The sequence below is a fragment of the Chryseolinea soli genome, assembly GCF_003589925.1.
In the GTDB taxonomy this organism is placed as follows: Bacteria; Bacteroidota; Bacteroidia; order Cytophagales; family Cyclobacteriaceae; genus Chryseolinea; species Chryseolinea soli.
Genome location: NZ_CP032382.1, coordinates 2597114 through 2620062, shown reverse-complemented (window position 1 = coordinate 2620062; position 22949 = coordinate 2597114). Strand labels below are relative to the sequence as shown.

Annotated in this window: 16 protein-coding genes; 10 read left to right on the top strand and 6 right to left on the bottom strand. The window is 52.6% G+C overall.

The genetic code is table 11. The features are described 5' to 3' along the window. Positions 1-5: 5 nt before the first annotated feature. Together D4L85_RS11340 and D4L85_RS11335 are read right to left on the bottom strand one after the other, a co-directional pair. A complete protein-coding gene (locus tag D4L85_RS11340; protein WP_119754414.1) occupies positions 6-1253 on the bottom strand; it encodes a cation:proton antiporter in 1248 nt (415 codons plus the stop codon). After that, complete coding sequence (locus D4L85_RS11335) at positions 1246-2103, bottom strand: universal stress protein (RefSeq protein ID WP_228450858.1); 858 nt, start codon at positions 2101-2103, stop codon at positions 1246-1248. The genes D4L85_RS11340 and D4L85_RS11335 overlap by 8 nt, the downstream gene beginning before the upstream one ends. Before the next feature lie 259 nt (positions 2104-2362). Between D4L85_RS11335 and D4L85_RS11330 the strand changes: the two genes are divergently transcribed. The 8 genes from D4L85_RS11330 (at position 2363) to D4L85_RS11295 (ending at position 16022) form a co-directional block, all read left to right on the top strand. Further along, the gene (locus tag D4L85_RS11330; protein ID WP_119754413.1) at positions 2363-3640 is read left to right on the top strand and encodes a sensor histidine kinase; all 1278 of its coding nucleotides are present in this window, start codon (positions 2363-2365) and stop codon (positions 3638-3640) included. Between the two features lie 123 nt (positions 3641-3763). Further along, positions 3764-5308, top strand: coding sequence for a glycine--tRNA ligase (locus D4L85_RS11325; protein ID WP_119754412.1), 1545 nt, complete (start codon positions 3764-3766; stop codon positions 5306-5308). 118 nt (positions 5309-5426) lie between these two features. Then, positions 5427-6017, top strand: coding sequence for an LURP-one-related family protein (locus D4L85_RS11320; protein WP_119754411.1), 591 nt, complete (start codon positions 5427-5429; stop codon positions 6015-6017). A gap of 146 nt (positions 6018-6163) precedes the next feature. Next, positions 6164-7489 (top strand): deoxyguanosinetriphosphate triphosphohydrolase, encoded by a 1326-nt coding sequence (locus D4L85_RS11315; RefSeq protein ID WP_119754410.1) that lies wholly within the window; start codon positions 6164-6166, stop codon positions 7487-7489. Between the two features lie 180 nt (positions 7490-7669). Next, on the top strand, positions 7670-10096 hold the full coding sequence (locus D4L85_RS11310; protein WP_119754409.1) for an efflux RND transporter permease subunit: 2427 nt from the start codon (positions 7670-7672) through the stop codon (positions 10094-10096). 146 nt (positions 10097-10242) lie between these two features. Then, on the top strand, positions 10243-13671 hold the full coding sequence (gene ileS, locus D4L85_RS11305; protein WP_119754408.1) for an isoleucine--tRNA ligase: 3429 nt from the start codon (positions 10243-10245) through the stop codon (positions 13669-13671). A gap of 48 nt (positions 13672-13719) precedes the next feature. Then, complete coding sequence (locus D4L85_RS11300) at positions 13720-14415, top strand: lipoprotein signal peptidase (RefSeq protein WP_119754407.1); 696 nt, start codon at positions 13720-13722, stop codon at positions 14413-14415. Between the two features lie 161 nt (positions 14416-14576). Then, complete coding sequence (locus D4L85_RS11295; protein ID WP_119754406.1) at positions 14577-16022, top strand: amino acid permease; 1446 nt, start codon at positions 14577-14579, stop codon at positions 16020-16022. Positions 16023-16123: 101 nt separating this feature from the next. Here D4L85_RS11295 and D4L85_RS11290 read toward each other — a convergent pair whose 3' ends face one another. Together D4L85_RS11290 and D4L85_RS11285 are read right to left on the bottom strand one after the other, a co-directional pair. Further along, positions 16124-16810: a response regulator transcription factor gene (locus tag D4L85_RS11290; protein WP_119754405.1), complete on the bottom strand. Its 687-nt coding sequence runs from the start codon at positions 16808-16810 to the stop codon at positions 16124-16126. A gap of 18 nt (positions 16811-16828) precedes the next feature. Then, positions 16829-18094: a sensor histidine kinase gene (locus tag D4L85_RS11285; protein WP_119754404.1), complete on the bottom strand. Its 1266-nt coding sequence runs from the start codon at positions 18092-18094 to the stop codon at positions 16829-16831. 227 nt (positions 18095-18321) lie between these two features. Between D4L85_RS11285 and D4L85_RS11280 the strand changes: the two genes are divergently transcribed. Continuing rightward, entirely contained in the window at positions 18322-18738 is a 417-nt protein-coding gene (locus D4L85_RS11280) for a DUF1573 domain-containing protein (RefSeq protein ID WP_119754403.1), read from the top strand. A 242-nt stretch (positions 18739-18980) separates the two neighbouring features. Then, the gene (locus tag D4L85_RS11275) at positions 18981-21548 is read left to right on the top strand and encodes a phosphoenolpyruvate carboxylase (protein ID WP_119754402.1); all 2568 of its coding nucleotides are present in this window, start codon (positions 18981-18983) and stop codon (positions 21546-21548) included. A 91-nt stretch (positions 21549-21639) separates the two neighbouring features. Here the strand turns inward: D4L85_RS11275 and D4L85_RS11270 are convergent, their stop codons facing one another. Next, positions 21640-22104: a Rieske (2Fe-2S) protein gene (locus D4L85_RS11270; RefSeq protein WP_119754401.1), complete on the bottom strand. Its 465-nt coding sequence runs from the start codon at positions 22102-22104 to the stop codon at positions 21640-21642. Beyond that, positions 22079-22948, bottom strand: a complete 870-nt coding sequence (locus D4L85_RS11265) for a 3-hydroxyacyl-CoA dehydrogenase NAD-binding domain-containing protein (protein ID WP_119754400.1) — start codon at positions 22946-22948, stop codon at positions 22079-22081. The genes D4L85_RS11270 and D4L85_RS11265 overlap by 26 nt, the downstream gene beginning before the upstream one ends. Position 22949: the final 1 nt, after the last annotated feature.

The window sequence follows — 22949 nt, the reverse complement described above, 5'->3', positions numbered from 1 at the left end:
TTGGACTAATGCTCCCACTTCCGGGCCAGGCTCCACTTCATCAATGGCCCGCTGGTCATGCTGGTGATCAGCGCGATGATGACAAGCGACACAAACACGCGCTCGTTGATCAGGCCATTCTCCAAGGCAATAAGCCCAAGAATAATTTCCATGGCTCCGCGTGCATTCATCCCAAAGCCTGCCGCCAAGGATTCCTTCCAGGAGAAACCTCCGAGTCGCGTACCCAGTCCGCTGCCCACAATTTTTCCCGCGAAGGCGATCACTAAAATGATGAGGGTCAATCCAAAGTCGAAGTTCAAAAAGAAGTTCACCCGCAAGCCAATGGACACAAAGAACAACGGCGCAAAAATATTATTGATGAACTGGTGCACGATCTCCTTGGCGCGTTCCGAAAAATGCTCGGAGTCTCCCAGCGCCACACCCATAATGAACGAACCAAAAATGGCGTGAATGCCGATGTATTCCGTGAATGCTCCCGCCAGAAAACACAAAGCGAGCGACACCGATAACACGCCGCCCGGCCAGGCCATCTTTTTATTGATCCAGGGCAACAGGCGATTCAAGAGTCCCCGCCCGATCGTGAGCATAAAGGCTGCAAAGCCGATGGTCAACACAATGGTATTGAGCAAGGGCATGTGATCGCCCGTCTTTTTTCCGATCAACCCCAGGAGCACCGAAAAAATGATCCACCCGATCAGGTCATCGACCATGGCCGAAGCCACCACGAGCAATCCCATTTTCGATTTGAACAAATTCAGATCCATCAAAATGCGAACGATCACGGGCAAGGCGGTGATGGCCATCGCCGTCCCCATAAACAACGCAAAGGTTAGGCGCCCGTTGGCATCGGCAATTCCAAAAAATGTGGGAAAGAAGTAGGGGAATATAAATCCGAGCGAGAAAGGAATGACGAGTCCAAACATGCTGGTGATGAGCGCCTGCCGGCCTTGTTGCACCACGATGTGAAGATCTACTTCGAGACCCGCGATAAACAGCAACATGATCACGGCCACTTGCACAAAGCCCGTCAGCACAATGCCCGCGGCGGCATTTTGAGGATACAACGCTTCAAACCATTCGGGTTGAATCATGCCCAACACCGTAGGGCCCAACAAAATACCCGCAATGATCTCGCCGACGACGGCGGGTTGGTTGAGTTTGCGGAACACTTCGGCGAAAAGCCTTCCCATCACCAACATGATGCTGAGCTGCACCAACAAGTGCACCACATCGGCGTGTCCTAATTTACCCATGGCTGACCTCCTTTCGTGGATTGACAATAAACAGATTGCACGGCAGGTCGGCAAAAATATATTCCTGGTCGTGGGTGAACACGCGGTCGAACAACGAGAACCTGCGTTGCGCTGCAGCCACCACCAAGAGGTCGGCATGCTTGCGCTGTGCAAATTTCGAGAGCTCAAACCCCGACTTCCCCGCCACCAGTTTGATATTCACTTTCAAGCCTTCGTGCGGTATACGTTGGAGGATCTTTTCAACATTTTCAATTTCTTCTCGGACCAGGTTCTGGCGGATGGCCTCGTATTCGGTTTCCGAACATTGCTCGGTGGCCATGGTGAGACCATACATTTTTATTTCGCGCACCACATGCAGCCAGTGCGCCTTATCTTTCAGACCCATGCTGCAGGCCTGGCCCAGGGCTTGCTCCACAAAGGGGTTGTCTTCGGCGTTTACCACAATGTTCTTAAAAGGCTGCGGAGTAATGCTGGGCGAGGTGAACAAGAGCACAGAGCAATCTGCCTTTCTTAAGATCTGACGGGCGATGGTGCCGAGATAGAATTGGACGAGGTTTTCTTTTTTCAACGCGCCCGCTACCAGCAGGTCGATGTTTTCTTTTTTGCAGGTGCTGAGGATGCGGTCGCCGGGTTTTCCTTTTTCCCAAAAAACTTTCACACCGGCATCCCCCCACAGACCGACAGTGCGCAACAGGCCGTTCAGTTTGGACTCTTCTTCCAGGCCATGATCGCCGACGTGGATGAGGAGCAGTTCGGCGTCCCACATACGTTTCAGACGACCGGCCTCGGCCAGCAACGCTTCCAGGCGTGGCGAAAAGGCAATGGCTAGTCCTATCTTACGGATGATCATGGGTAGTTCGAACGTGGAAAGGTATTCATTTTATTTTATTCATACGACCTCCGAAAACCATTGCCGGGGCCGAAAATGTATTCCTCGTGTCGTTTCAATCGTCACAAATCCGCCGTTCCCGGCCATTTCATACGTTGACTTTTACGAAAACTTTATCATTTCTCTTGAAAATCTTGCATGCATACCGTGCCACTCATATTGCAAAAATGTCGGTTCATAGAAAATTCAACCTTTGCATCGTTAAAAAACTACTGTTGGTATGTCGGTGCGAAAAACTGTGCGGGACCTCATCATCGGGAAAGATAAGTATATAGAGTCGTATGGCGAGTTCAAACAAGCCATGCTCTCCGGGCAATTTGCCTTGATTGGTGTGGTGATCTGCCTCCTCTATATGACCTTCGACCTGGCGGCGGGTGTCTATGAAACCACTCCTATCTTTATCTCGGCTATTTTTTTCCTGTTGCTCTCCATTGCCATTCACCGTCAAGGCGATCATTGCCTGGCCAACTATTTCTTGTTGCCCACCATTAACTTTACGGTTTATATTTTTGCGTCCAGTGAATCGCCCAATACGGGTGCGTTCATTTTCTTTATTGTAAATGCGCTGGCGGCCTTTGCCGTCTTTAATTACAAGCAGCGTTTGCTTTCGATTCTCTTTGCGGCGTTCACCTATATTCTTTTTGTGCTGGCCTATTTCGTAGACTTCAGCATCCTGCCCCCGCGCAACTACGACGAAGATACCTTGCTGTTTTTTGTGGTCATCAATTTCACACTGGCATTGCCCGGTGGGATGATGGCCGTGTACCTGCTCATCAGCCTGAATCACCACAACGCCATGCAGTTGGTGGCCAACAACACGTTGCTCACCAAAACCAACGCCGAGCTCGATCGGTTTGTCTACAGCACGTCGCACGACCTCCGCGCACCACTCACCTCCGTCATGGGTCTCATCACCATCACCGAGCGCGCGGAGCATAGAGAAGACGTAAAAAAATACCTCACCATGATCAAAGACCGCATCCATTCGCTGGACCGGTTCATCAAAGACATCACCGACTATTCGCGCAACAACCGCCTGGAGATCCGCCGCGAAAAAGTGAAGCTGGTCGACCTGGCCCAGGACGTGTGGGAAAGCCTCAAATATCAGCCCGAGGCCGAACGCATCAACTTCGAGATCGAGATCGCCGACGATGTTTACATCGAGTCCGACAAGGCCCGTTTGCAGGTGGTGATCAGCAATCTGATCTCCAACGCCGTGCGCTACCACGATGTGCGCAAGCCGGAACAATACATCCGTCTGAAATACCAGGCGAGCGGCCATGTGATCTCCATCAAAGTGGAAGATAACGGGCAGGGCATTTCGCCGGAATTTCACTCCAAAATATTCGAGATGTTCTTTCGTGCTAACGAACAGTCTAAAGGTTCGGGGTTGGGGCTTTATATTGTGAAAGAGGCGCTGGTGAAGCTTTCGGGCTCTATTCAATTGGAATCTGTGCCGGGATTGGGTACGACGTTTACCGTCCGGCTACCCAGGTGAGGGCCGCCCGCCTTCGCTGAAGCTCCCGTCTTCGCTAAAGCTACGACGGGCAAGTCGGGAGGCAAGTAAAAATCGACTACTCCCGCGCTGCCGATTCCCCGCGAATATTATCTTTGCCGTTCTATGGCAGCTCAAGAAGACAATCTTTTTAAAAACGTGATCTCCCACGCCAAGGAGTATGGTTTCATTTTCCCCTCCAGTGAAATTTACGACGGCCTCAGCGCGGTCTACGACTACGGTCAGAACGGGGCCGAACTCAAGAACAACATCAAGGAATACTGGTGGAAATTCATGACCCTGCTCCACGAGAACATCGTGGGCATCGACGCCGCCATCTTTATGCACCCCACCACCTGGAAAGCTTCCGGCCACGTCGATGCCTTTAGCGATCCGATGCTGGACAACAAAGACTCCAAGAAGCGCTACCGCGCCGACGTGCTCATCGAAGACGCCATCGCTAAGATGGAGGAGAAGATCAAAAAGGAAGTGGAGAAAGCCGCCAACCGCTTTGGCGAGTCGTTCGACAAAGAAAAGTTTGTCACCACCAACCCGCGCACGCTGGAATATCAACAAAAGATCGACGACACCAATGCCCGCCTCAAAGCGGCCACCAGCAATGCCGACATGGCCGCGATGAAGCAGATCATCATCGACCTCGACATTGCCGACCCCGTGTCGGGCACGAAGAACTGGACCGATGTGCGCCAGTTCAACCTCATGTTCTCCACCGAGATGGGTTCCGTGGCCGACGACGCCAACAAAATTTACCTCCGCCCCGAAACGGCGCAGGGCATTTTTGTAAACTTTCTCAACGTGCAAAAAACCGGCCGGATGAAAATTCCTTTTGGTATTGCGCAGATCGGCAAGGCCTTCCGCAACGAGATCGTCGCCCGCCAGTTCATTTTCCGCATGCGGGAGTTCGAACAGATGGAGATGCAATTCTTTATCAAGCCCGGTGAAGAAATGAAGTGGTATGAGTATTGGAAAGAAAAAAGAATGCGCTGGCACCAAACGCTGGGGCTGGGCGCCGAAAATTATCGCTTCCACGACCACCTCAACCTGGCCCACTACGCCAACGCCGCGTGCGACATCCAGTTCAATTTCCCGATCGGCTTCAAAGAACTGGAAGGCATTCACTCGCGCACAGATTTTGATTTGAAAAATCATGAAAAGTACTCCGGCAAAAAACTACAGTACTTCGATTCGGAAGAAAATCAGAGCTACATACCCTACGTTGTCGAGACTTCCGTTGGACTCGACCGCATGTTCCTCTCCGTTCTTTCCAAGACCTACACCGAAGAGAAACTGGAAGACGGCAGCGAGCGCGTGGTGTTGAGAATTCCGGCGCCGCTGGCCCCGCATAAAGTAGCCATCCTACCCCTGGTGAAAAAGGACGGCCTTCCCGAGAAAGCGATGGAGATCATGAACGAGCTGAAGTTCGACCTGCGTTGTTTTTACGAAGAAAAAGATGCCATCGGCAAACGCTACCGGAGACAGGACGCCATCGGCACGCCCTATTGCGTCACGGTGGATCATCAAACCCTGGAAGACAACACCGTTACCATCCGCGACCGCGACACGATGAAACAAGAGCGCGTGAAAATCTCCGATGTAAAAGCCCAACTGATCGAGGCTTGTTCGATCAATAACTTGCTGAGAAAGATCTGATCCCTGCAGCAGGCCATCGTTTACCGATGGCCTGTTTCATTATAAATCTTCTGTTAACTAGCATCTACACCTCTGCCATCCCTCTGAACCTGAATCTTAACCAATCCCTCCATATTCTATGAACCCTGTATTAAACAGAGAGCTCTTCTTTGTGAAAGAGCACACTGGCATTTTCAAAGCGGCCAACAATTTCGACATCTACGATCCGGAGTCTAACCAGATCATCCTGGAATGTCGTGAAGAGAACCTTGGCTTTTTCACCAAGATGTTTCGCTTCACCGACTACAAGCGCATGACCCCTTTCGACATCGAGATCCGCACGCCCGCAGGCGAAAAAGTGGTCTCGGTGCGCCGCGGCACGTCGTTCTTTATCTCCACCGTGGAAGTGCTGGACGAGAACGGCAACCTCGTGGGCAAGTTCAAGCAAAAGTTTTTCAGCATCGGCGGCAAGTTCGATGTGCTGGATGCCAACGACCAGGTGCTTTGCACGCTGAAAGGCAAGTGGACGAGCTGGGATTTCAAATTCGTTGCCGGCGACAACCGGGAGTTTGCCTACGTGACCAAAAAATGGGCAGGCTTTGGCAAGGAGTTTTTCACCACGGCCGACAACTATGTGCTGCAGATCAAACCCGAAGTGCCCGCCAACCACCCGTTGCGACAGCTCATTTTGGCGGCGGTGATGTGCATTGATTTTGTTTTAAAAGAATAACGCATCCTCGTCCATCCCAGGCCTGCGGTTTCTCGGGGCTTTTGATAGGAAATAATATCTTTGTGCGGGCTATCGCAATACGTATTGCGGTTGCCCGCTGATTTTTATACCCGGTTCCAACGCATCTGCGATCAACATCGTCATTCATGATCTGGCATCAACTACTTTCCTCCCAGCGCACAGGCCAAAAGCCGGTGGCCAACACCGAGCCCTCGCGCAGCGCGTTTGAGCAGGACTATGACCGCATCATTTTCTCGCATCCCTTCCGGCGGCTGCAGGACAAAACGCAGGTGCACCCGCTGCCCGAACACGACTTTGTGCACACACGCCTCACCCACAGCCTCGAGGTTTCCAGTGTAGGCCGGTCGTTGGGGAAACGGGTGGGCGAGATCATCCTGCAGCGTCACCCGGAGTTGAAAGCATCGCATTCCCTTTTTGATTTCGGCGCCATTGTGGCCGCCGCATCGCTGGCACACGACCTGGGCAATCCACCCTTTGGTCACGCCGGTGAGGATGCGCTCTCCGATTTTTTTATTCACCATCCACAGGGACAATTCTTCAAAGACAAAGTAAGCGAAGCCGAATGGGGCGACCTCACCCGCTTCGAAGGCAATGCCCAGGGTTTTCGCATCCTCAATAAAAATCAATACGGCCTCAAGCTCACGTTTGCCACGCTGGGCGCCTTCACCAAATATCCTTGCCCCGCCTGGTTTCCAAAGCGCGACAAGACGCTGCGAAGCCAGAAGAAATTCGGATTCTTCGAAAGCGAAAAAGAGATCTTCCGCGAAGTGGGCCAGGCCCTGGAACTGATCCCCGCCGCGGACTGCGCCTTTGCGCGCCACCCACTCGCATTCCTCGTGGAGGCAGCCGACGACATTTGCTATAGCATCATCGACCTGGAAGACGGCTGTAGCCTTGGGCTGGTCAGCTATGAAGAGGCCCGGGGTTTGTTCGAAGGGTTGATCACCAAAAACAAAACCAAGCTCGGCAAGCTGGATCACCTCCACAGCCTTCCGGAGAAGATCGGCTACCTGCGCGCCCTGGCCATCGGCGACCTGATGGACGAATGCTCGTCGCTTTTCCTGGCCAACGAAGACGCTATACTGGCCGGCAAATTCGACCAGGCATTGGCCGACCATTGTCCTTCGCGGGATGCGTTGAAAGAGATCATCAACATTTCGATCGAAAAGATCTACCGCGCCCGCACCGTGGTGGAGATCGAAGCCGCGGGACACGAGGTGCTGCCCGGACTTTTACAAGAATTTACCACGGCCGGTTGGTATTTGATGAACGGCACGAAGTCGCGAAAATATCAAAACCTCCAACTTCTACTCCCCGAAGATATCCGGAGCGATATAGAGCGCCAACCCGGCCAGGTATATGGCATGCTGCGGCTCGTCACCGACTTTGTTTCGGGCATGACCGATAGGCATGCGTTATCCCTCTACCGGAAGATCAAGGGAATGGCCTAACCAACCTTCATTGCGATCCTTATATTGAAGGCGCCAGTTCTTATTTTTGCTTCCGCTTCGCCTTCCCTTGCCCGCCGAAGCTTTAGCGAAGGCGGGCGCAAAAACCCCAAAAATCCTTAGCTTTGGACCGAAAATTGCGCCACCCCAAGGCGTATGCATTCTTAACCAGACGCGTTTATCATGTGGAATAAAGTTGCGGAAGCCATCATCAAAAACAGGCTATTACTAAGCATCATCATCGGCGCCATCACCATCGTTATGGGCTACTATGCCGCAAGGGTAGAAATGAGCTATGAGTTTGCCCGCACCGTTCCGCCCAATGACCCCGACCAATTGTACCTGGACAGTTTCAAAGCCCAGTTTGGCGAAGACGCCAATATCATTGCCGTGGGCATGAAAGACAGCGCCATCTACTCGCTCGACAATTTCAAAGCCTACCGCGCCCTCATCAAAGACGTCAAGAAGATCAACGGCGTCACCAACGTGTTGGCACTCCCCGTGTTGAAGATGATCCTGAAAGACACGGCACAGGCCAAATTCTACCTCGCCGATATTTTCAACGACACCATTGCCTCACAAAAAGAACTTGACAGCCTGCTCATCCTGGCCTCCGATCAAAAACTTTATGAAAGCCAATTGGTGAATACTTCCAACGGGTCCACTATGATGCTGGTGTCGGTAAAGAAGGAAGTGATGAACTCTAAAAAGCGCGAAGCCTTGACGCAGTCGTTGCAGGACGCGGGCAAGAAATTCGAAGATAAAACACAGATCCAGCTTCGCTATGCCGGGCTGCCCTTTATCCGTACCGTTGTGGCCAAAGCGTTGAAGCGCGAGATGAACATTTTTCTCCTCGCTTCGGCGTTGGTGACGGGGCTGATCATGTTCGTGTTTTTCCGTTCGTTCCGCGCCGTCTTGTTCTCCATGATCATCATCGGCATCCTCGTGGTGTGGACGTTGGGTACGCTGGCCATGTTCGCGTTCAAGATCACGTTGCTGAGCGGACTGATCCCGCCCGTGATCGTGACCATCGGCGTGACCAACGCCATCTACCTGCTCAACAAATACCACCTGGAGTTTGCCCGCACAAAAGATAAGATGGAGGCCATCACCATCGTGGTGCGCAAAATGGGATTGGCCATGTTCCTGACCAACCTTACCGTGGCGATCGGTTTTCTCACGCTGCTTTCCACCGATATTATTATCCTGCGCGAGTTTGGCATCGTGGCGGGCCTCAACATCCTGGCCTTGTTCTTTGTGAGCCTGGTCATGATCCCCAGCATTTTGTACTGGCTGCCCGTGCCGTCACCGAAACATTTGCGCCACCTCGACTTTAAGATGATGGGTGGCTTTTTGAAAGTGGTCGATGGCCTGGTGCACCGCCACCGGCTGGCCATCTACGCTGTTTCGCTCACCGTGGCCTTGCTGTCGCTCTATGGCATTTCAAAACTCCGGTCGGTAGCCTTTATGGTCGACGATGTGCCGGCACAAAGCCAGGTAAAGAAAGATTTGAATTTTTTTGAGAACAACTTCAGCGGCATCATGCCCCTGGAGATCATGGTAGAATTCAAAACAAAAAAGAGAAGACCGATTCTGGATGTGAAGAACCTGCAGAAGGTCGACGAGTTTGAAAGTTTTTTGGATTCCATCCCGGTCATGTCGCGACCCATTTCGGTGCTCACGTTTGTGAAGGCGGCAAAGCAGGCGTTCTACAACAACAACCCTGCAAAATATACACTCCCCACCAAAGCCGAGGGTGGCTTCATCATGCGCTACATGAAAGGGCAGACCGACAGCAGCGGGCTCTACAAATCGTTTGTCGATTCCACCTTCAGCAAAATGCGCATCTCCTGCCAGATCGCCGACATCGGCTCCACACGACTGGATTCTCTCGTGCACCAGGTCATCGAGCCACGCATGAAGACGATCTTTACCTCCACGGCGAAAGATTCGGTGATCACCACCATCACGGGCACGTCGAAGATCTTCATCAAGGGAAATAAATTTTTGGTCGCCAACCTGCAGGAGAGTTTGTTGTTGGCCTTCATCCTCATCACGCTCTCCATGGCGATCCTGTTTGCCAATGTGCGCATGATCATCATCTCGCTCATCCCCAACCTGCTGGCGCTGCTCATCACCGCCGGGTTGATGGGATACTTTCATATCCCGCTCAAAGCCAGCACCGCACTGATCTTCAGCATTACATTCGGTATTTCGGTGGACAACTCCATTCGTTTCCTGGCCAAATACCGGCAGGAGATTCTGGCCAACAATTTCTTTATTGCCAAGGCCGTGAGCGATAGCATTCTGGAAACCGGCAAAAGCATTATGTATACCTCGGTGGTGCTCTTTGCCGGGTTTATCATTTTTGCCTTTTCATCGTTTGGCGGGACCATTGCGCTGGGGATCCTCACCTCCGTTACGCTGGTGATCTCCATGTTCACCAACCTGATCCTGCTCCCCGCGCTGATCATGACCTTCGACAAGCCGAAACGCAGAAAGGGCGACCTGATCGAAGACTTCGATTCCAGCTTCTATGGCGAGCACGAGGACGAAGAGATCGACCTCAGCAAGATCAAAATCCACAACCGGCATTCGGCAGCAGAATAGGTGCGCCACAGGGCAAAATTTGCCTTCTCCTGCACCTAAAAAAGCCCGGAACCGCACAGGCCTTTGTCTGTGGACTGTTTACTAAAAACAAATATCTTTGCGGGCTATAAAAAGCAGAAAACCTCAATTTTACCGTATTTATCAGAATGGCCGGCCCTTACAAGGAATATAAAGCGTTGAATTTTGCCCAAGTGGCAGCAGAAGTCCTTGATTTCTGGAAAAAAGAAAAGATTTTCGAAAAATCGGTCAGCAACCGCGAAGGAGCGCCTTCTTTCACCTTTTATGAAGGCCCGCCGTCGGCCAACGGCACACCCGGCATTCACCACGTGATGGCCCGCACGGTAAAAGACATTTTCTGCCGCTACAAGACCCTGCAAGGTTTCCAGGTGAAGCGCAAAGGCGGCTGGGACACCCACGGCCTGCCCGTGGAGCTGCAGGTAGAGAAACAACTGGGCATCACCAAAGACGACATCGGCCGCAGGATCTCCATCGAAGACTACAACAAGAAGTGCCGCGAAACGGTGATGATGTACAAGGACCAATGGGACGACCTCACCCTGAAAATGGGCTATTGGGTCGACCTGGACCATCCTTACATCACCTACGAAAGAGAATACATCGAATCGCTGTGGTGGATCCTGAAGCAGTTCTACAACAAAGGCCTGCTCTACAAAGGCTACACCATCCAGCCCTACTCCCCTTCCGATGGAACCGGCCTCAGCTCGCATGAGTTGAACCAGCCCGGCTGCTACAAGGAAGTGAAGGACACCTCCATCGTGGCCCAGTTCACCCTGAAGGCCGACAGCGCATCGGAATTTTTGCGCAAGGCCACCACCCGCGAAGTATCCCTGCTCGCCTGGACGACCACCCCGTGGACGCTGCCTTCGAACACTGCACTGGTGGTTGGCGAAAAGATCCGCTATGTACAAGTGGATACGTTCAACCCCTACACATTCAAGCCTGTGAGCGTGGTGCTGGCCAAAGATCTGTTGGGCAAATATTTTCCGGAGAAGAATAAAGACCTTTCGCTCGACGCTTATAAACCCGGCGACAAAGCGATCCCCTACAAAGTTGTGCAGGAGTTTGCCGGCACACAGTTGGTGGGTCTCGCCTACGATCAGCTCATGCCGTATGTGCAGCCGCTCTATGATGCCAACAAGGCGTTCAAAGTGGTTGCCGGCGATTTTGTGACCACCGAAGATGGTACGGGCATCGTGCACTCCTCCCCTACGTTTGGTGCGGACGACTTCCGCGTATCCAAACAAAACGGCATCCCTCCCCTGACCGTGAAAGACGAAGGCGGCAACGAAGTGCCCACGGTGGACAAAAAAGGAAAATTCATTTCCGTGATCGGCGAACGGCTGAAGGAAGGTGTGGCGAAATATCACATCAAGACCCACAAGCCGCTTGGCGTCGACGATTTCTATGTAAAGAACTATACCGATGAAGATGAAACAAACCCCGACTACAAAACGACGGACGTCATCATCTCCATCATCCTGAAAGAAGAGAACAAAGCCTTCAAGGTAGAGAAATACGAACACACCTATCCGCACTCGTGGCGCACAGACAAACCCGTGTTGTATTATCCCCTCGATGCCTGGTTCATCAAAACCACTGCGTTGAAAGATCGGATGGTAGAGTTGAACAAGACCATCAACTGGAAACCCGAGTCCACCGGCACAGGCCGCTTTGGCAACTGGCTGGAAAACCTGGTGGACTGGAACTTGTCACGGTCGCGCTACTGGGGCACGCCACTGCCCATCTGGCGCACGAAAGACAACAAGGAAGAGATCTGCATCGGCTCGCTGGATGAATTGAATCTGGAAGTAGCGAAGTCGGTGAAGGCTGGTTTGATGAAAGCCGAGTTGCCAAAAGACTTCGACCTGCACCGTCCGTATGTTGACGACGTGGTGTTGGTGAGCGCTTCGGGCCAGCCCATGTATCGCGAGGCCGACCTCATCGACGTGTGGTTCGACTCCGGCGCCATGCCCTATGCGCAATGGCACTATCCTTTCGAGAACAAAGACATCTTCGATAAAAACTATCCCGCCGATTTCATCGCCGAAGGCGTGGACCAAACGCGCGGGTGGTTCTTTACGTTGCACGCGATCGCCGTCATGTTGTGCGATAGCGTCGCTTTCAAAAATGTGATCTCCAACGGCCTGGTGCTCGACAAGAATGGCAACAAGATGTCGAAGCGCAAAGGCAATGTAGTGAACCCGTTTGAGGCACTGGCGCAATACGGCCCCGACCTCGTGCGCTGGTACATGATCGAGAACGCGCCGCCGTGGGACAACCTCAAGTTCGACTTCGAGGGCATCGTGGAAGTGCAGCGCCGTTTCTTTGGCACACTGCAAAACACGTATTCCTTCTTCGCGCTGTATGCCAACATCGACGAATTTGAAAAAGAAGAATTGAACAATGTTCCCTACGACCAGTTGAATCACCTGGATCGTTGGATCATCTCCAAGCTGCAGTCGCTCATCATTGAGGTGACCAAGGCCTACGACGAATACGAGCCCACGCGCGCCGCCCGTGCCATCCAGGAGTTTGTGAACGATCACCTCTCCAACTGGTATGTGCGCCTGAACCGGAAGCGTTTTTGGAAAGGTGAAATGTCGACCGATAAAAAGGCGGCCTACGAAACGCTCTACGAATGTCTCACTGTAACCGCACAGCTCATGGCGCCGATCGCCCCGTTCTATGCGGAGTGGTTATACAAAAACCTGACCGACAGCATCCGCGAACGCGCCATCGCCTCGCACTCGCCGTTCCGTCACATTTCTGCTCACCTGACCGACCTAACCCAGCCTGTACCCAGCCGCATAGACGCAGCGTTGGAGAAATCCATGGACTATGCACAGCGCATTTGTTCGCTGGTGCACTCCATCCGCAAGAACAGCAAGATCAAAGTAAGAACCCCGCTGGAAAAGATCCTCCTGCCCGCGCTCGACGAATCGTTCGCGGCCCGCATCAAGTCGGTAGAGGAGATCATCCTGGCCGAGGTGAACGTGAAATACATCCAGTACATCGACGACACGTCGGGCGTGTTGGTGAAGAAGGTGAAGCCCAACTTTGCCAAACTGGGCAAACAATATGGCCCGAAGATGAAGGAAGTTGCTGCCGTGGTGAACACCTTTACCAAAGAAGACATTCAGCAGATCGAACGGAAAGGCACCCTTTCCAAAGGCGGCTACGACCTGGTGCTCGAAGACGTGCTCGTCACGTCCGAGGACATCCCCGGCTGGGCGGTGGCCACGGAGAACGAGCTCACCGTTGCGCTCGACATCACCATCACCGACGAATTGAAAAAAGAAGGCATCGCCCGCGACTTTGTGAACCGCATCCAAAACCTGCGCAAAGAAACAGGCCTGGAGGTGCTCGACAAGATCACCATTGAAGTGCAACCGTCCGACGACGCCGTGAATGCCGCACTGAAAGAATTCAGCAACTACATACAAACCGAAACCCAGGCCACCACCCTCGACATCAAACCTTCCGTGGACGATGCCGTTGACGTGGACATGGACGACGTGGTGCTGAAAGTAAAAATCAAAGTAAACAACAACTAACGGAACACCCCCGCGCCGGGCCTTCCACGCGGGAACACAACGCTGATCATGAAGATTTACAAATATTTCCTGCTTGCCCTGGCCGTTATCCTCGTGGACCAAACGTCAAAGTTGTTGGTGCACAACCTCATGTATCTGCACCAGGAGATCACCGTGGTGGGCAACGAGCAATACGGATTCAAACTCCATTACTTGCTTAACCCGGGTATGGCATTCGGCATCCGCTGGAACAACGAGTTTGGCAAACTGGCATTGACGGTTTTCCGCATCGCGGCCATGGTCGGCATTGGCTACTATCTCGTGAAGATGGCCAAGAAGGGATCGAGCGAAGGTTTTCTTTGGTGCATGGCGTTGATCTTGGGTGGAGCCGTGGGCAATGTGATCGACAGCACGTTTTATGGCGTATTCCTCAACAACAACCCCGCAAACTCGCCTACGCCCTGGTTTCACGGGCAGGTGATCGATATGTTGTTCTTTCCCTTGTTCGACTATACCTGGCCCGATTGGGTGCCCTATGTTGGGGGAGACTATTTCCTTTTCTTCAGCCCGGTGTTCAACATCGCCGACTCTTCGATCTTTATCGGGGTAGTGATCATCCTCATTTTCCAGCGCCGGTATTTTGGCGAGCGCTTCCATGGCGAACCGGTGGAGACCCATGCGGAGCCTGTGGCCGCCATCCCGCCCGTGAACGAGGAGCCCCCGCAAGAAACCGTGGAGAAACCCACGGATTCGCCACAGGTCTGAAATTCGCCCTAATCCATTTTTTTCTCTTCCATATTTTAGGATCGCCGCCCATCGGTTGCGGAAGAATTTTATTCCGTGAAAACTAATAAGCGTTAGCCAAATACATTATTCTTCTTACTTTTAGGCACTTAAAATTTCACCTAACCTTAAGAAGAATAACGATGAGTTTGTTTATCAAAAAGCCTTTAGCACAGCTCATGCAGACGGGCGACTCCGAAAAGGGCCTGAAGCGCACCTTGGGCGCGGGCAACCTGATCGCCCTGGGCATTGGCGCCATTATCGGTGCCGGTTTGTTTGTGCGAACGGCCGCGGCGGCAGGCGAAGCTGCCGGTCCTGCAGTAGTTATTTCCTTTATTGTGGCAGCCGTGGGTTGTGCCTTTGCCGGCCTGTGCTATGCCGAATTTGCTTCCATGATCCCCGTGGCCGGAAGCGCCTACACCTATGCTTACGTGACCATGGGCGAATTCATCGCCTGGATCATCGGCTGGGCCCTGGTGCTGGAATATGCGCTGGCAGCAGCCACCGTTTCCATTGCGTGGAGCGAATACCTCAACAATCTCTTAGGGGGGACAATACCCTATCAATGGTGCCATTCGCCGATGGAAACTTCCCTGGACGGTGTTTCCGGTATCGTGAATTTACCCGCTTTGCTGATCCTGCTCATTCTGACCTTGATCCTCATCAAAGGCACAAAAGAATCGGCAGCGGTCAACGCCATCATCGTGTTTGTGAAAGTGTCGATCGTGTTGATCTTTATTGCCCTGGGCTGGCAGTTCATCAATCCCGATAACTATACGCCATTTCTTATTCCTGACAATGCGCCGGGTCACGAGGCCTTCAACCGTCACGGTTGGGGTGGTGTGCTTGGTGGATCGGCTATTGTGTTCTTTGCTTTTATCGGGTTCGATGCCGTTTCGACTGCCGCACAGGAAGCTAAAAATCCGAAGCGTGATATGCCGATCGGTATCTTGGGTTCGCTTGTCGTTTGTACGTTGCTCTATATTCTCTTCTCGCGCGTGCTCACCGGCATTGCCAATTGGGAAGAATTTAAGACGGTGGGCAAAGAAGCTTCAGTGGCCTATGCCATTCAGCATTACATGCCCGGCTATGAGTGGTTGGCAACGTTGATCACGGTAGCCATCCTGGCAGGATTTTCTTCCGTGATCCTGGTCATGTTGATGGGTCAGTCACGCGTATTTTATTCCATGGCCAACGACGGCCTCATCCCCAAAGTGTTTGCCGAGGTGCATCCTAAATTCAGAACACCCTATAAGTCGAACATGATCCTGTTTGTGTTCGTAGGACTGTTCGCCGGATTTATTCCTGGGAACATGGCGGGTGATTTAACCAGTATTGGTACGCTGTTCGCCTTCGTTATGGTTTGTGCAGGCATCTGGGTGATGCGCAGAAAAAATCCGGAAGCGGTGCGTCCTTTCGCAACCCCTTTGGTGCCGCTCGTTCCAATTCTGGGGATCGTAATTTGTTCGGCCATGATCTTGTCGCTTCCTCAGAATACGTTGTTGGCTGCGGGTGGCTGGATGATCATCGGGTTGTTCATCTACTTCCTCTACAGCAAATCAAACAGCAATTTGAGAAAGCTTCAATAGGCATTCGCTCAATAGAAAAAGCCCACCGTCTTCAACAGGCGGTGGGCTTTTTTATTTTGATGCGGTATGGCTTGATAAACCAATCGTCCAGTGCGACAAGACTATGCTTCCAGCTTGAATCCCACACCGTGATAGTTCACGATCTGCACGGTGGGATCGTCCTTCAAATACTTCCGGAGTTTTGAAATGAATACGTCGAGGCTGCGGCCCATAAAATAGTCGTCGTCGCCCCACACTTGTTTCAGAATCTCTTCGCGCTTTAGCACGCGCTCGCGGTTCAGGTAAAGGAGCCGGAGCACATCGGCTTCTTTCTGGGTGAGTGTTTTTTCGCTCTGGTGATTTTTGAGGGTGAGGTTCGAGAAATCGAATTCGAAGTTTCCCAGGAAAAATCGCTTCTCGTCACTCCCTGGTTGCACCGCACCCCGGCGCATGAATACCTCGATGCGGCAAAGCAGCTCCTCGAGGCTGAACGGCTTGGTGATGTAGTCGTCGGCGCCGGCCTGGAAGCCTTCCAGTTTGTCGTCCATCATCGACTTGGCGGTGAGGAAGAGGATGGGGATGCTCTTATTTTTTTCGCGCACGCTCCGGGCCAGCGAAAAGCCATCCTTCCGCGGCAGCATGACATCAAAAATGCAAAGGTTGTAGGGATGCGCGAAGAAGCTGCGTTCGCCCTCTTCGCCGTCTTTGCACAAGGTGACGTCGTAGCCCTTGATGCTCAGGTTGTCTTTGATGACAAAACCGAGGTTGGGGTCGTCTTCCACCAGTAATATTTTTTTGCTATCGCTCATCCGGTTGTGTTTTTCTGCTCAGGCAAACGGTAAATAGATCTTGAATACGCTTCCGCTACCCAACTCGCTTTGCAGCGACACGCCGCCTTTGTGGGCTTCTACCACGGTCTTCACATAGCTCAAGCCTAGTCCAAAGCCCTTCACGTCGTGCACGTTGCCGGTGGGCACGCGGTAGAATTTTTGGAAGACGCGTTTTTGGTTTTCGGGGCCGATGCCAATGCCGTTGTCGTGCACCTCCACCAGCAGGCCACGGGCGTCGTTGGTGGTGCGGATCAATATTTTTGGGATGGTCTTGCAATACTTGATGGCATTGTCGACCAAATTATTGAACACATTGGTAAGGTGAAGTTTGTCGCCTTCCATTTCATGGAGGCGGGCGTTAAACTCAAACGCCACACAGCCTTCGCGCTCCTGCAACGGCAACGCTGAGTGCCGGACGGAGTCTTCGATGAGGTGGTGCACATCCACGCGTTCTTTGCGCAACCCGATGTCTTCTTTATCGAGGCGGGCCATTTGCAACACGCGTTCCACTTGTTGTTTCAGGCGGAGGTTCTCTTTTTCGATGATGGTGGTGTAGTTCAACAGCCGCTCGGGTTGGTGCACGATCCCCGGATCTTTCAACACTTCCGTGGACACGGCAATGGTGGCGATCGGTGTCTTGAATTCGTGCGTCATGTTGTTGATAAAGTCCTTCTGAATTTCAGAAAGCCTTTTCTGTTTCAGGATCACGAACAAGGTGTAGGAGAAGAACACGATCACCAGCAACAACACCACCGACGAGAATGACCAGATGCCCATTTGGTTTGTGATGTGTGCGGCGCGGTTCGGGAACTGCACGCCAAAGTGATAGCCTTCGTTGGCCCACTGCGGCAGTCTTTTACTGGTTATTTTTTCTTTTGCGGTCTGCATGGGAACATAGTCGCCATAGACCATGCGTTCGCTGTGGCAATCGTAGACGCCATATTCAAAGTCGGCCACGATGCCGCGTTTTTCAAATTCATTGCGCAGCAAAAATTCCAAAATGCCCGCATCGATCTCGCTGTTCACCATCACCACAAAATAGTTGGTCGACAGTTGTTTCACCGGATTGTTGGAAGGCGATGGGGTCTTGTTCATCTCGTAGATCCGCTGCGCCACGTTATAGAGCGCCGTGTTCACGGTGCGCTCAAATTCGGCTTCCTTCAAATCGAAGGCACGGCGCACCCAATAGATCTGCGTGATGGTGATGCCCACGATGCAGAGCGCTGCCAGGATGACGACCAGACGGATGGTTGAACTTTTCACAAGCTAAAGTTACGATAATGCCCGAAGGGGCTAAAAAACATTAACAAGTCGTTAACAAAATTTAGAAAGCCGTTAACAAAGGGTATTTACGGCATTCCTGAGCTTTGTGTTGTTGATGGGGAGGGAAGTGCCCCGACACCGCCTGTAATGCGCAGCCGGCGGGGTTTTGCACGGTCCACCACCCACCATTTTGTGTATTCATTTTAAAAACCAAAATCTTTTTACCTATGAAAAAATGTATGATAGGCCTCTTCTTTAGCCTCTGTGCCACCGCCCTGCTGGCGCAATCCACACCCACGGCTGCCGCCTCGTCCACCTCGGTGGTCGCCAGCAAAGTAGCGGCGTTCAACTGGAATGTCACCTCTTTTGACTTTGGCAAGATCGCGCTGAACAAGCCCGTGACCCATGAGTTCAAATTTACCAACAGCGGCACAGACGCCCTGATCATTGCCTCGGTACAGGCGTCATGCGGCTGCACAGTGGCCGAGTATACCAAGGAGCCCATTGCCCCCGGAGGCCAGGGATTTGTGAAGGCCACCTATAACGCCGCCCACGCCGGGGTGTTCAACAAAACGATCACCGTGAATGCCAACACAGGCGGCGGCGCCGTGGTGCTGAATATCAGCGGCGAAGTGATGCCCTAAACGACCGATTCCCCGAGACCGATCACGAAGGCAGGAGCTGTATCCAAACGGCTTCTGCTTTTTCAATTTATCAAGCCTTGAAACATCACACACGGACGATGTTTCGCGTGCCGGGTGTGTCCAAAAAGGCTTTGGGCTTTCCTATCCCGTAAACGTTTTCGAAAATAAAATCTGCAATTCATAGAGCGTCATCACCTGCCTAGGGAGGATTTGATAACTTTGTTAGCGTTCAAATCAAACCCATGGCAAGTCAATTCAACGAGGCTGTTTCAACACGTTATCACATGTATAACAGCCTTTTTCTCAATCTTCCCTATACGGGCATCTACCGAACCGGGACCTTACTTCCCCTGCTGCAGCAAGCCTGCGAAACCGACTATGAAAAGGGTAAGGATCCAAAGACCATCATCAAGAAATTTTTCGCCAACTATACGCCCCAGGCTACCCGCGAAGAGCAGTTCAACCTGCTGTTCAATTTCATTCAATACATCGAGCGCCAGGTGGTGTTGTTCGACTCCGTGGAAGATTCCGCTTTCGCGGAAATCAACGACCTGAAGGGTAAGGGAAGCGTTTCGGAACTGTTGCTCCGCGCCACGGCCGAAAACCTCCTCGATGATTTGAAAAAACGGCTGGAGGATTTCAGCGTGCGCATCGTGCTCACGGCCCACCCTACCCAGTTCTACCCCGGCAACGTGCTGGCCATCCTCAACGACCTGGAGCAGGCCATCCACGAAAACCGGCTGGAGCACATCAACCTGTTGCTGCGCCAACTGGGAAAAACCGCGTTCATCAACAAAGAAAAACCCACGCCCTTCGACGAGGCAGTGAGCCTGTCGTGGTTCCTGGAAAATGTTTTCTACAACGTCATCCCCGATATCATCACCCAACTGATGAACGGGCTGAACATGAAGTTGGAGGAGTGGACCAACTACGACCTGATCAAGATCGGCTTCTGGCCCGGCGGCGACCGCGACGGCAACCCGTTTGTTACGCACGAGATCACGGTGAAGGTGGCCCAAAACCTTCAGCAAACCCTGATGAAGTGCTACTACCGCGACATCCGGTTCCTGAAGCGCCGCCTCACATTCAAAGGACTTGACCACATCATTGCCCGCGCCGAGCGCAAAATATATCCCATGGCCTTTGGCGGTGGTTTCGGAGGCGAGATCTACAGCCACCCCGATGAACTGCTGAACGACCTGTTCGAAGTTCGCGAGGTATTGATCCGCGACCACAAGGGACTGTTCCTGAACCTGCTCGACGACTTCATTCTGAAGGTGCGGATCTTCGGCTTCTATTTCGCCAGCATGGACATTCGCCAGGACAGCCGCAAACACGCCTATGCCTGGGAAGCGATGCTCGAAAAACTGAAACCCAAAAACAAAGCCCTCAAAAACTTCGACAAGCTTTCGGAAGAAGAGAAGATCGAGACACTGCTCGGCCTTTCTTTCAAGCCCACCTCTATGAAGTTCGAGGACACATTTATCAGCGAGCTCATCGAAAGCATCGACATCATCGGCCAGATCCAGGAAGACAATGGCGTGGAGGGCTGTCACCGCTACGTGATCAGCAACTGCCAGTCGGCGCTGGACGTGATCCGCGTCTATCAACTGGCCAACCTGATCCTGGGCAAGAACGACGAGCTGGCCCTCGACATCGTGCCCCTGTTCGAGACCATCGAGGACCTGGCCCATGCCCCGGGCATCATGGCCAAACTCTATAGCGTGGAAGCCTACCGCGAGCACCTGAAGCGCCGCGGTGGCAAGCAGACCATCATGTTAGGCTTCTCCGATGGCACCAAAGACGGCGGCTACCTGCGCGCCAACTGGTCCATCTTCCAGGCCAAAGAACACCTGACACGCATCACGCGCGACAACGGCTTCACCGCCGTGTTCTTCGACGGCCGTGGCGGCCCGCCCGCCCGCGGCGGCGGCAACACCCACGACTTCTATGCCTCGCTGGGCGACACCATCGAAGACAAGGAGGTGCAGATCACTATCCAGGGACAGACCATCAGCTCGAACTTTGGCAAGCCGGTTTCGTGCGGCTATAACATCGAACAGCTTTTGTCGGCCGGCATCGAGAACTCCGTGTTCAAAAAGAAACACCAGTTCAAGGAAGACGAGACCAGCCTTATGAACGCTTTGGCGGAAGAAGGTCACAAGGCCTATCTCGACTTGAAGAAACATCCGAAGTTTGTTCCTTACCTGGAAAAGATCACGCCGCTTTCGTTCTTTGGCGATATCAACATCGGGTCGCGTCCCGTGAAACGCAATTCCGGAAGTTTGAAATTTGAAGACTTGCGCGCCATTCCTTTTGTGGGCTCATGGGCGCAGATGAAGCAAAACATTCCCGGTTTTTATGGCGTGGGTACCGCGCTGAAAGAATTGAAGAAGCAAGGCAAGTTTCGCGAGTTGAAAAATCTTTTCAACGAGTCGCTATTCTTCCGCACGCTGTTGAGCAACAGTATGATGTCGCTCACCAAAACGTATTATCCCGCCACGGCCTACCTGGCCAAGGACAAAGAGTTTAGCGAGTTCTGGAAAAAGATGCACGCCGAATACAAGCTCTCCGCCCAGATGATCCTGGAAGTGTCGGGACTTCCGGGGTTAATGGATAACACGCCTATGAACCGCGATTCGGTGAAATTGCGCGAGCGCATCGTGTTGCCCATGATCACCATCCAGCAATTCGCGTTACAGCAATTGCGCCACCTGGAGGCTGCGGATAAGCCTTTTGAAAAACAATACCGGTCGCTGGTGGTGCGGTGTATGTTTGGTATTATCAACGCTGCGCGGAATTCAGCGTAAGCTTTCCGATATCCTGTCATGCATGAAACGATTCGTCCTGTCAAACGACAGGCCATCGTTTCATGCTATTACTCTAAAAAATTCTCTGATCTTATTGGTCTACGATCTCATCGGTGATGGTGAGCGTATTGGCGAGCAGCGTTGTGCGGTATTTTCTTAGCGGTCGCGAGGCGGCTCCGCCCTGGGGGTTGCCGGTGGTAAAACTGAATTGCGAATGGCAGCACGGGTCGATCATGAAGAGCCTGGACGCATCCACGTCTACCGTGGCACAAGCATCGTTCGGGTGATAGGAGCAGTTGCGCTCGTAGGCGGAATAAACATTCGACCCCTGGTTATACAAGATGATGCCCCGGATGCCGCCATCAATGTAGCGGAATCCTCCCGTGACCCGCAGGGCGGTGTTCTCCGGCAAATTGAGATTCATCACAATGTCAGCAAAGGGCTGGTAGGGGATGGCATCGTCGCTTTGGTCGGGCGAGCAGTTCAAAAATAAAAAGAGAAAAACCACAGCCCAACGGGTGGGCCATGCGTCACTGTTCTGTTTGAGGATATTCATAGAAACCTTTACCACTTTTACGTCCGTGTTGTCCTGCATCTACTTTTTGTTGCTGGAGACGGCTGGGTCTGAACTTGGGTTCCTGATGAAACGCGTTATACATGCTGGTGGTCACCGCAAAGTTGGTGTCCACCCCAATGAGGTCCATCAATTGAAACGGTCCCATCTTGAACCCGGTCTCCTTCAGCAATCGGTCAACCGTCTGATAATCCGAAACGCCGTCCTCCACGATCTTGAGGGATTCGGCGTAAAATAACCGGGCCACCCGGTTCACAATAAATCCCGGCGAATCGGTGGCCATCACCGAGATCTTCGAGAGACTCTCTACAAACGCTTCCAGCACTTTGATCGTATGGTCGTTGGTGGCCGCACCGCGAATAATTTCCACCAGCTTCATCACCGGCGCAGGATTGAAAAAATGAAGTCCCGCAAAACGGTTTTTGTGCTTCATCACCGACGCGATCTGCGTGATGGGAAACGACGACGTGTTGCTCACGAGGATGCAGTCGATGGCGTTGAGCTTTTCCAGTTCGGCCACGATCTTTTGTTTCACCTCCAGCTTCTCCACCACCACCTCGATGGCGATGTCCACTTGCAGCTGGCGAAAATCGCCAACGGCTACGATACGCGCCAGCGCTTCATCTTTCAGGTTTGCCGAGAGCTTGCCTTTCTCCACCGCCGCTTCCATCCGCTTGCGGACGTTGGCGATGGCGGTCTTTGTTATTTCGGGTTGCGTGTCATAGAGCATGACCGGATAACCTGCCAAGGCACACACCTGGGCAATGCCCTGGCCCATGGTGCCGGCGCCGATTATGGCCACATTTTTTATGGACTCAACCATCATA

Excerpts from the sequence above, each read along its gene's own strand:
- D4L85_RS11340 (WP_119754414.1), bottom strand. The coding sequence starts at position 1,253 with ATGGGTAAATTAGGACACGCCGATGTGGTGCACTTGTTGGTGCAGCTC.
- D4L85_RS11335 (WP_228450858.1), bottom strand. The coding sequence starts at position 2,103 with ATGATCATCCGTAAGATAGGACTAGCCATTGCCTTTTCGCCACGCCTG.
- D4L85_RS11330 (WP_119754413.1), top strand. The coding sequence starts at position 2,363 with ATGTCGGTGCGAAAAACTGTGCGGGACCTCATCATCGGGAAAGATAAG.
- D4L85_RS11325 (WP_119754412.1), top strand. The coding sequence starts at position 3,764 with ATGGCAGCTCAAGAAGACAATCTTTTTAAAAACGTGATCTCCCACGCC.
- D4L85_RS11320 (WP_119754411.1), top strand. The coding sequence starts at position 5,427 with ATGAACCCTGTATTAAACAGAGAGCTCTTCTTTGTGAAAGAGCACACT.
- D4L85_RS11315 (WP_119754410.1), top strand. The coding sequence starts at position 6,164 with ATGATCTGGCATCAACTACTTTCCTCCCAGCGCACAGGCCAAAAGCCG.
- D4L85_RS11310 (WP_119754409.1), top strand. The coding sequence starts at position 7,670 with ATGTGGAATAAAGTTGCGGAAGCCATCATCAAAAACAGGCTATTACTA.
- ileS (WP_119754408.1), top strand. The coding sequence starts at position 10,243 with ATGGCCGGCCCTTACAAGGAATATAAAGCGTTGAATTTTGCCCAAGTG.
- D4L85_RS11300 (WP_119754407.1), top strand. The coding sequence starts at position 13,720 with ATGAAGATTTACAAATATTTCCTGCTTGCCCTGGCCGTTATCCTCGTG.
- D4L85_RS11295 (WP_119754406.1), top strand. The coding sequence starts at position 14,577 with ATGAGTTTGTTTATCAAAAAGCCTTTAGCACAGCTCATGCAGACGGGC.
- D4L85_RS11290 (WP_119754405.1), bottom strand. The coding sequence starts at position 16,810 with ATGAGCGATAGCAAAAAAATATTACTGGTGGAAGACGACCCCAACCTC.
- D4L85_RS11280 (WP_119754403.1), top strand. The coding sequence starts at position 18,322 with ATGAAAAAATGTATGATAGGCCTCTTCTTTAGCCTCTGTGCCACCGCC.
- D4L85_RS11275 (WP_119754402.1), top strand. The coding sequence starts at position 18,981 with ATGGCAAGTCAATTCAACGAGGCTGTTTCAACACGTTATCACATGTAT.
- D4L85_RS11270 (WP_119754401.1), bottom strand. The coding sequence starts at position 22,104 with ATGAATATCCTCAAACAGAACAGTGACGCATGGCCCACCCGTTGGGCT.
- D4L85_RS11265 (WP_119754400.1), bottom strand. The coding sequence starts at position 22,948 with ATGATGGTTGAGTCCATAAAAAATGTGGCCATAATCGGCGCCGGCACC.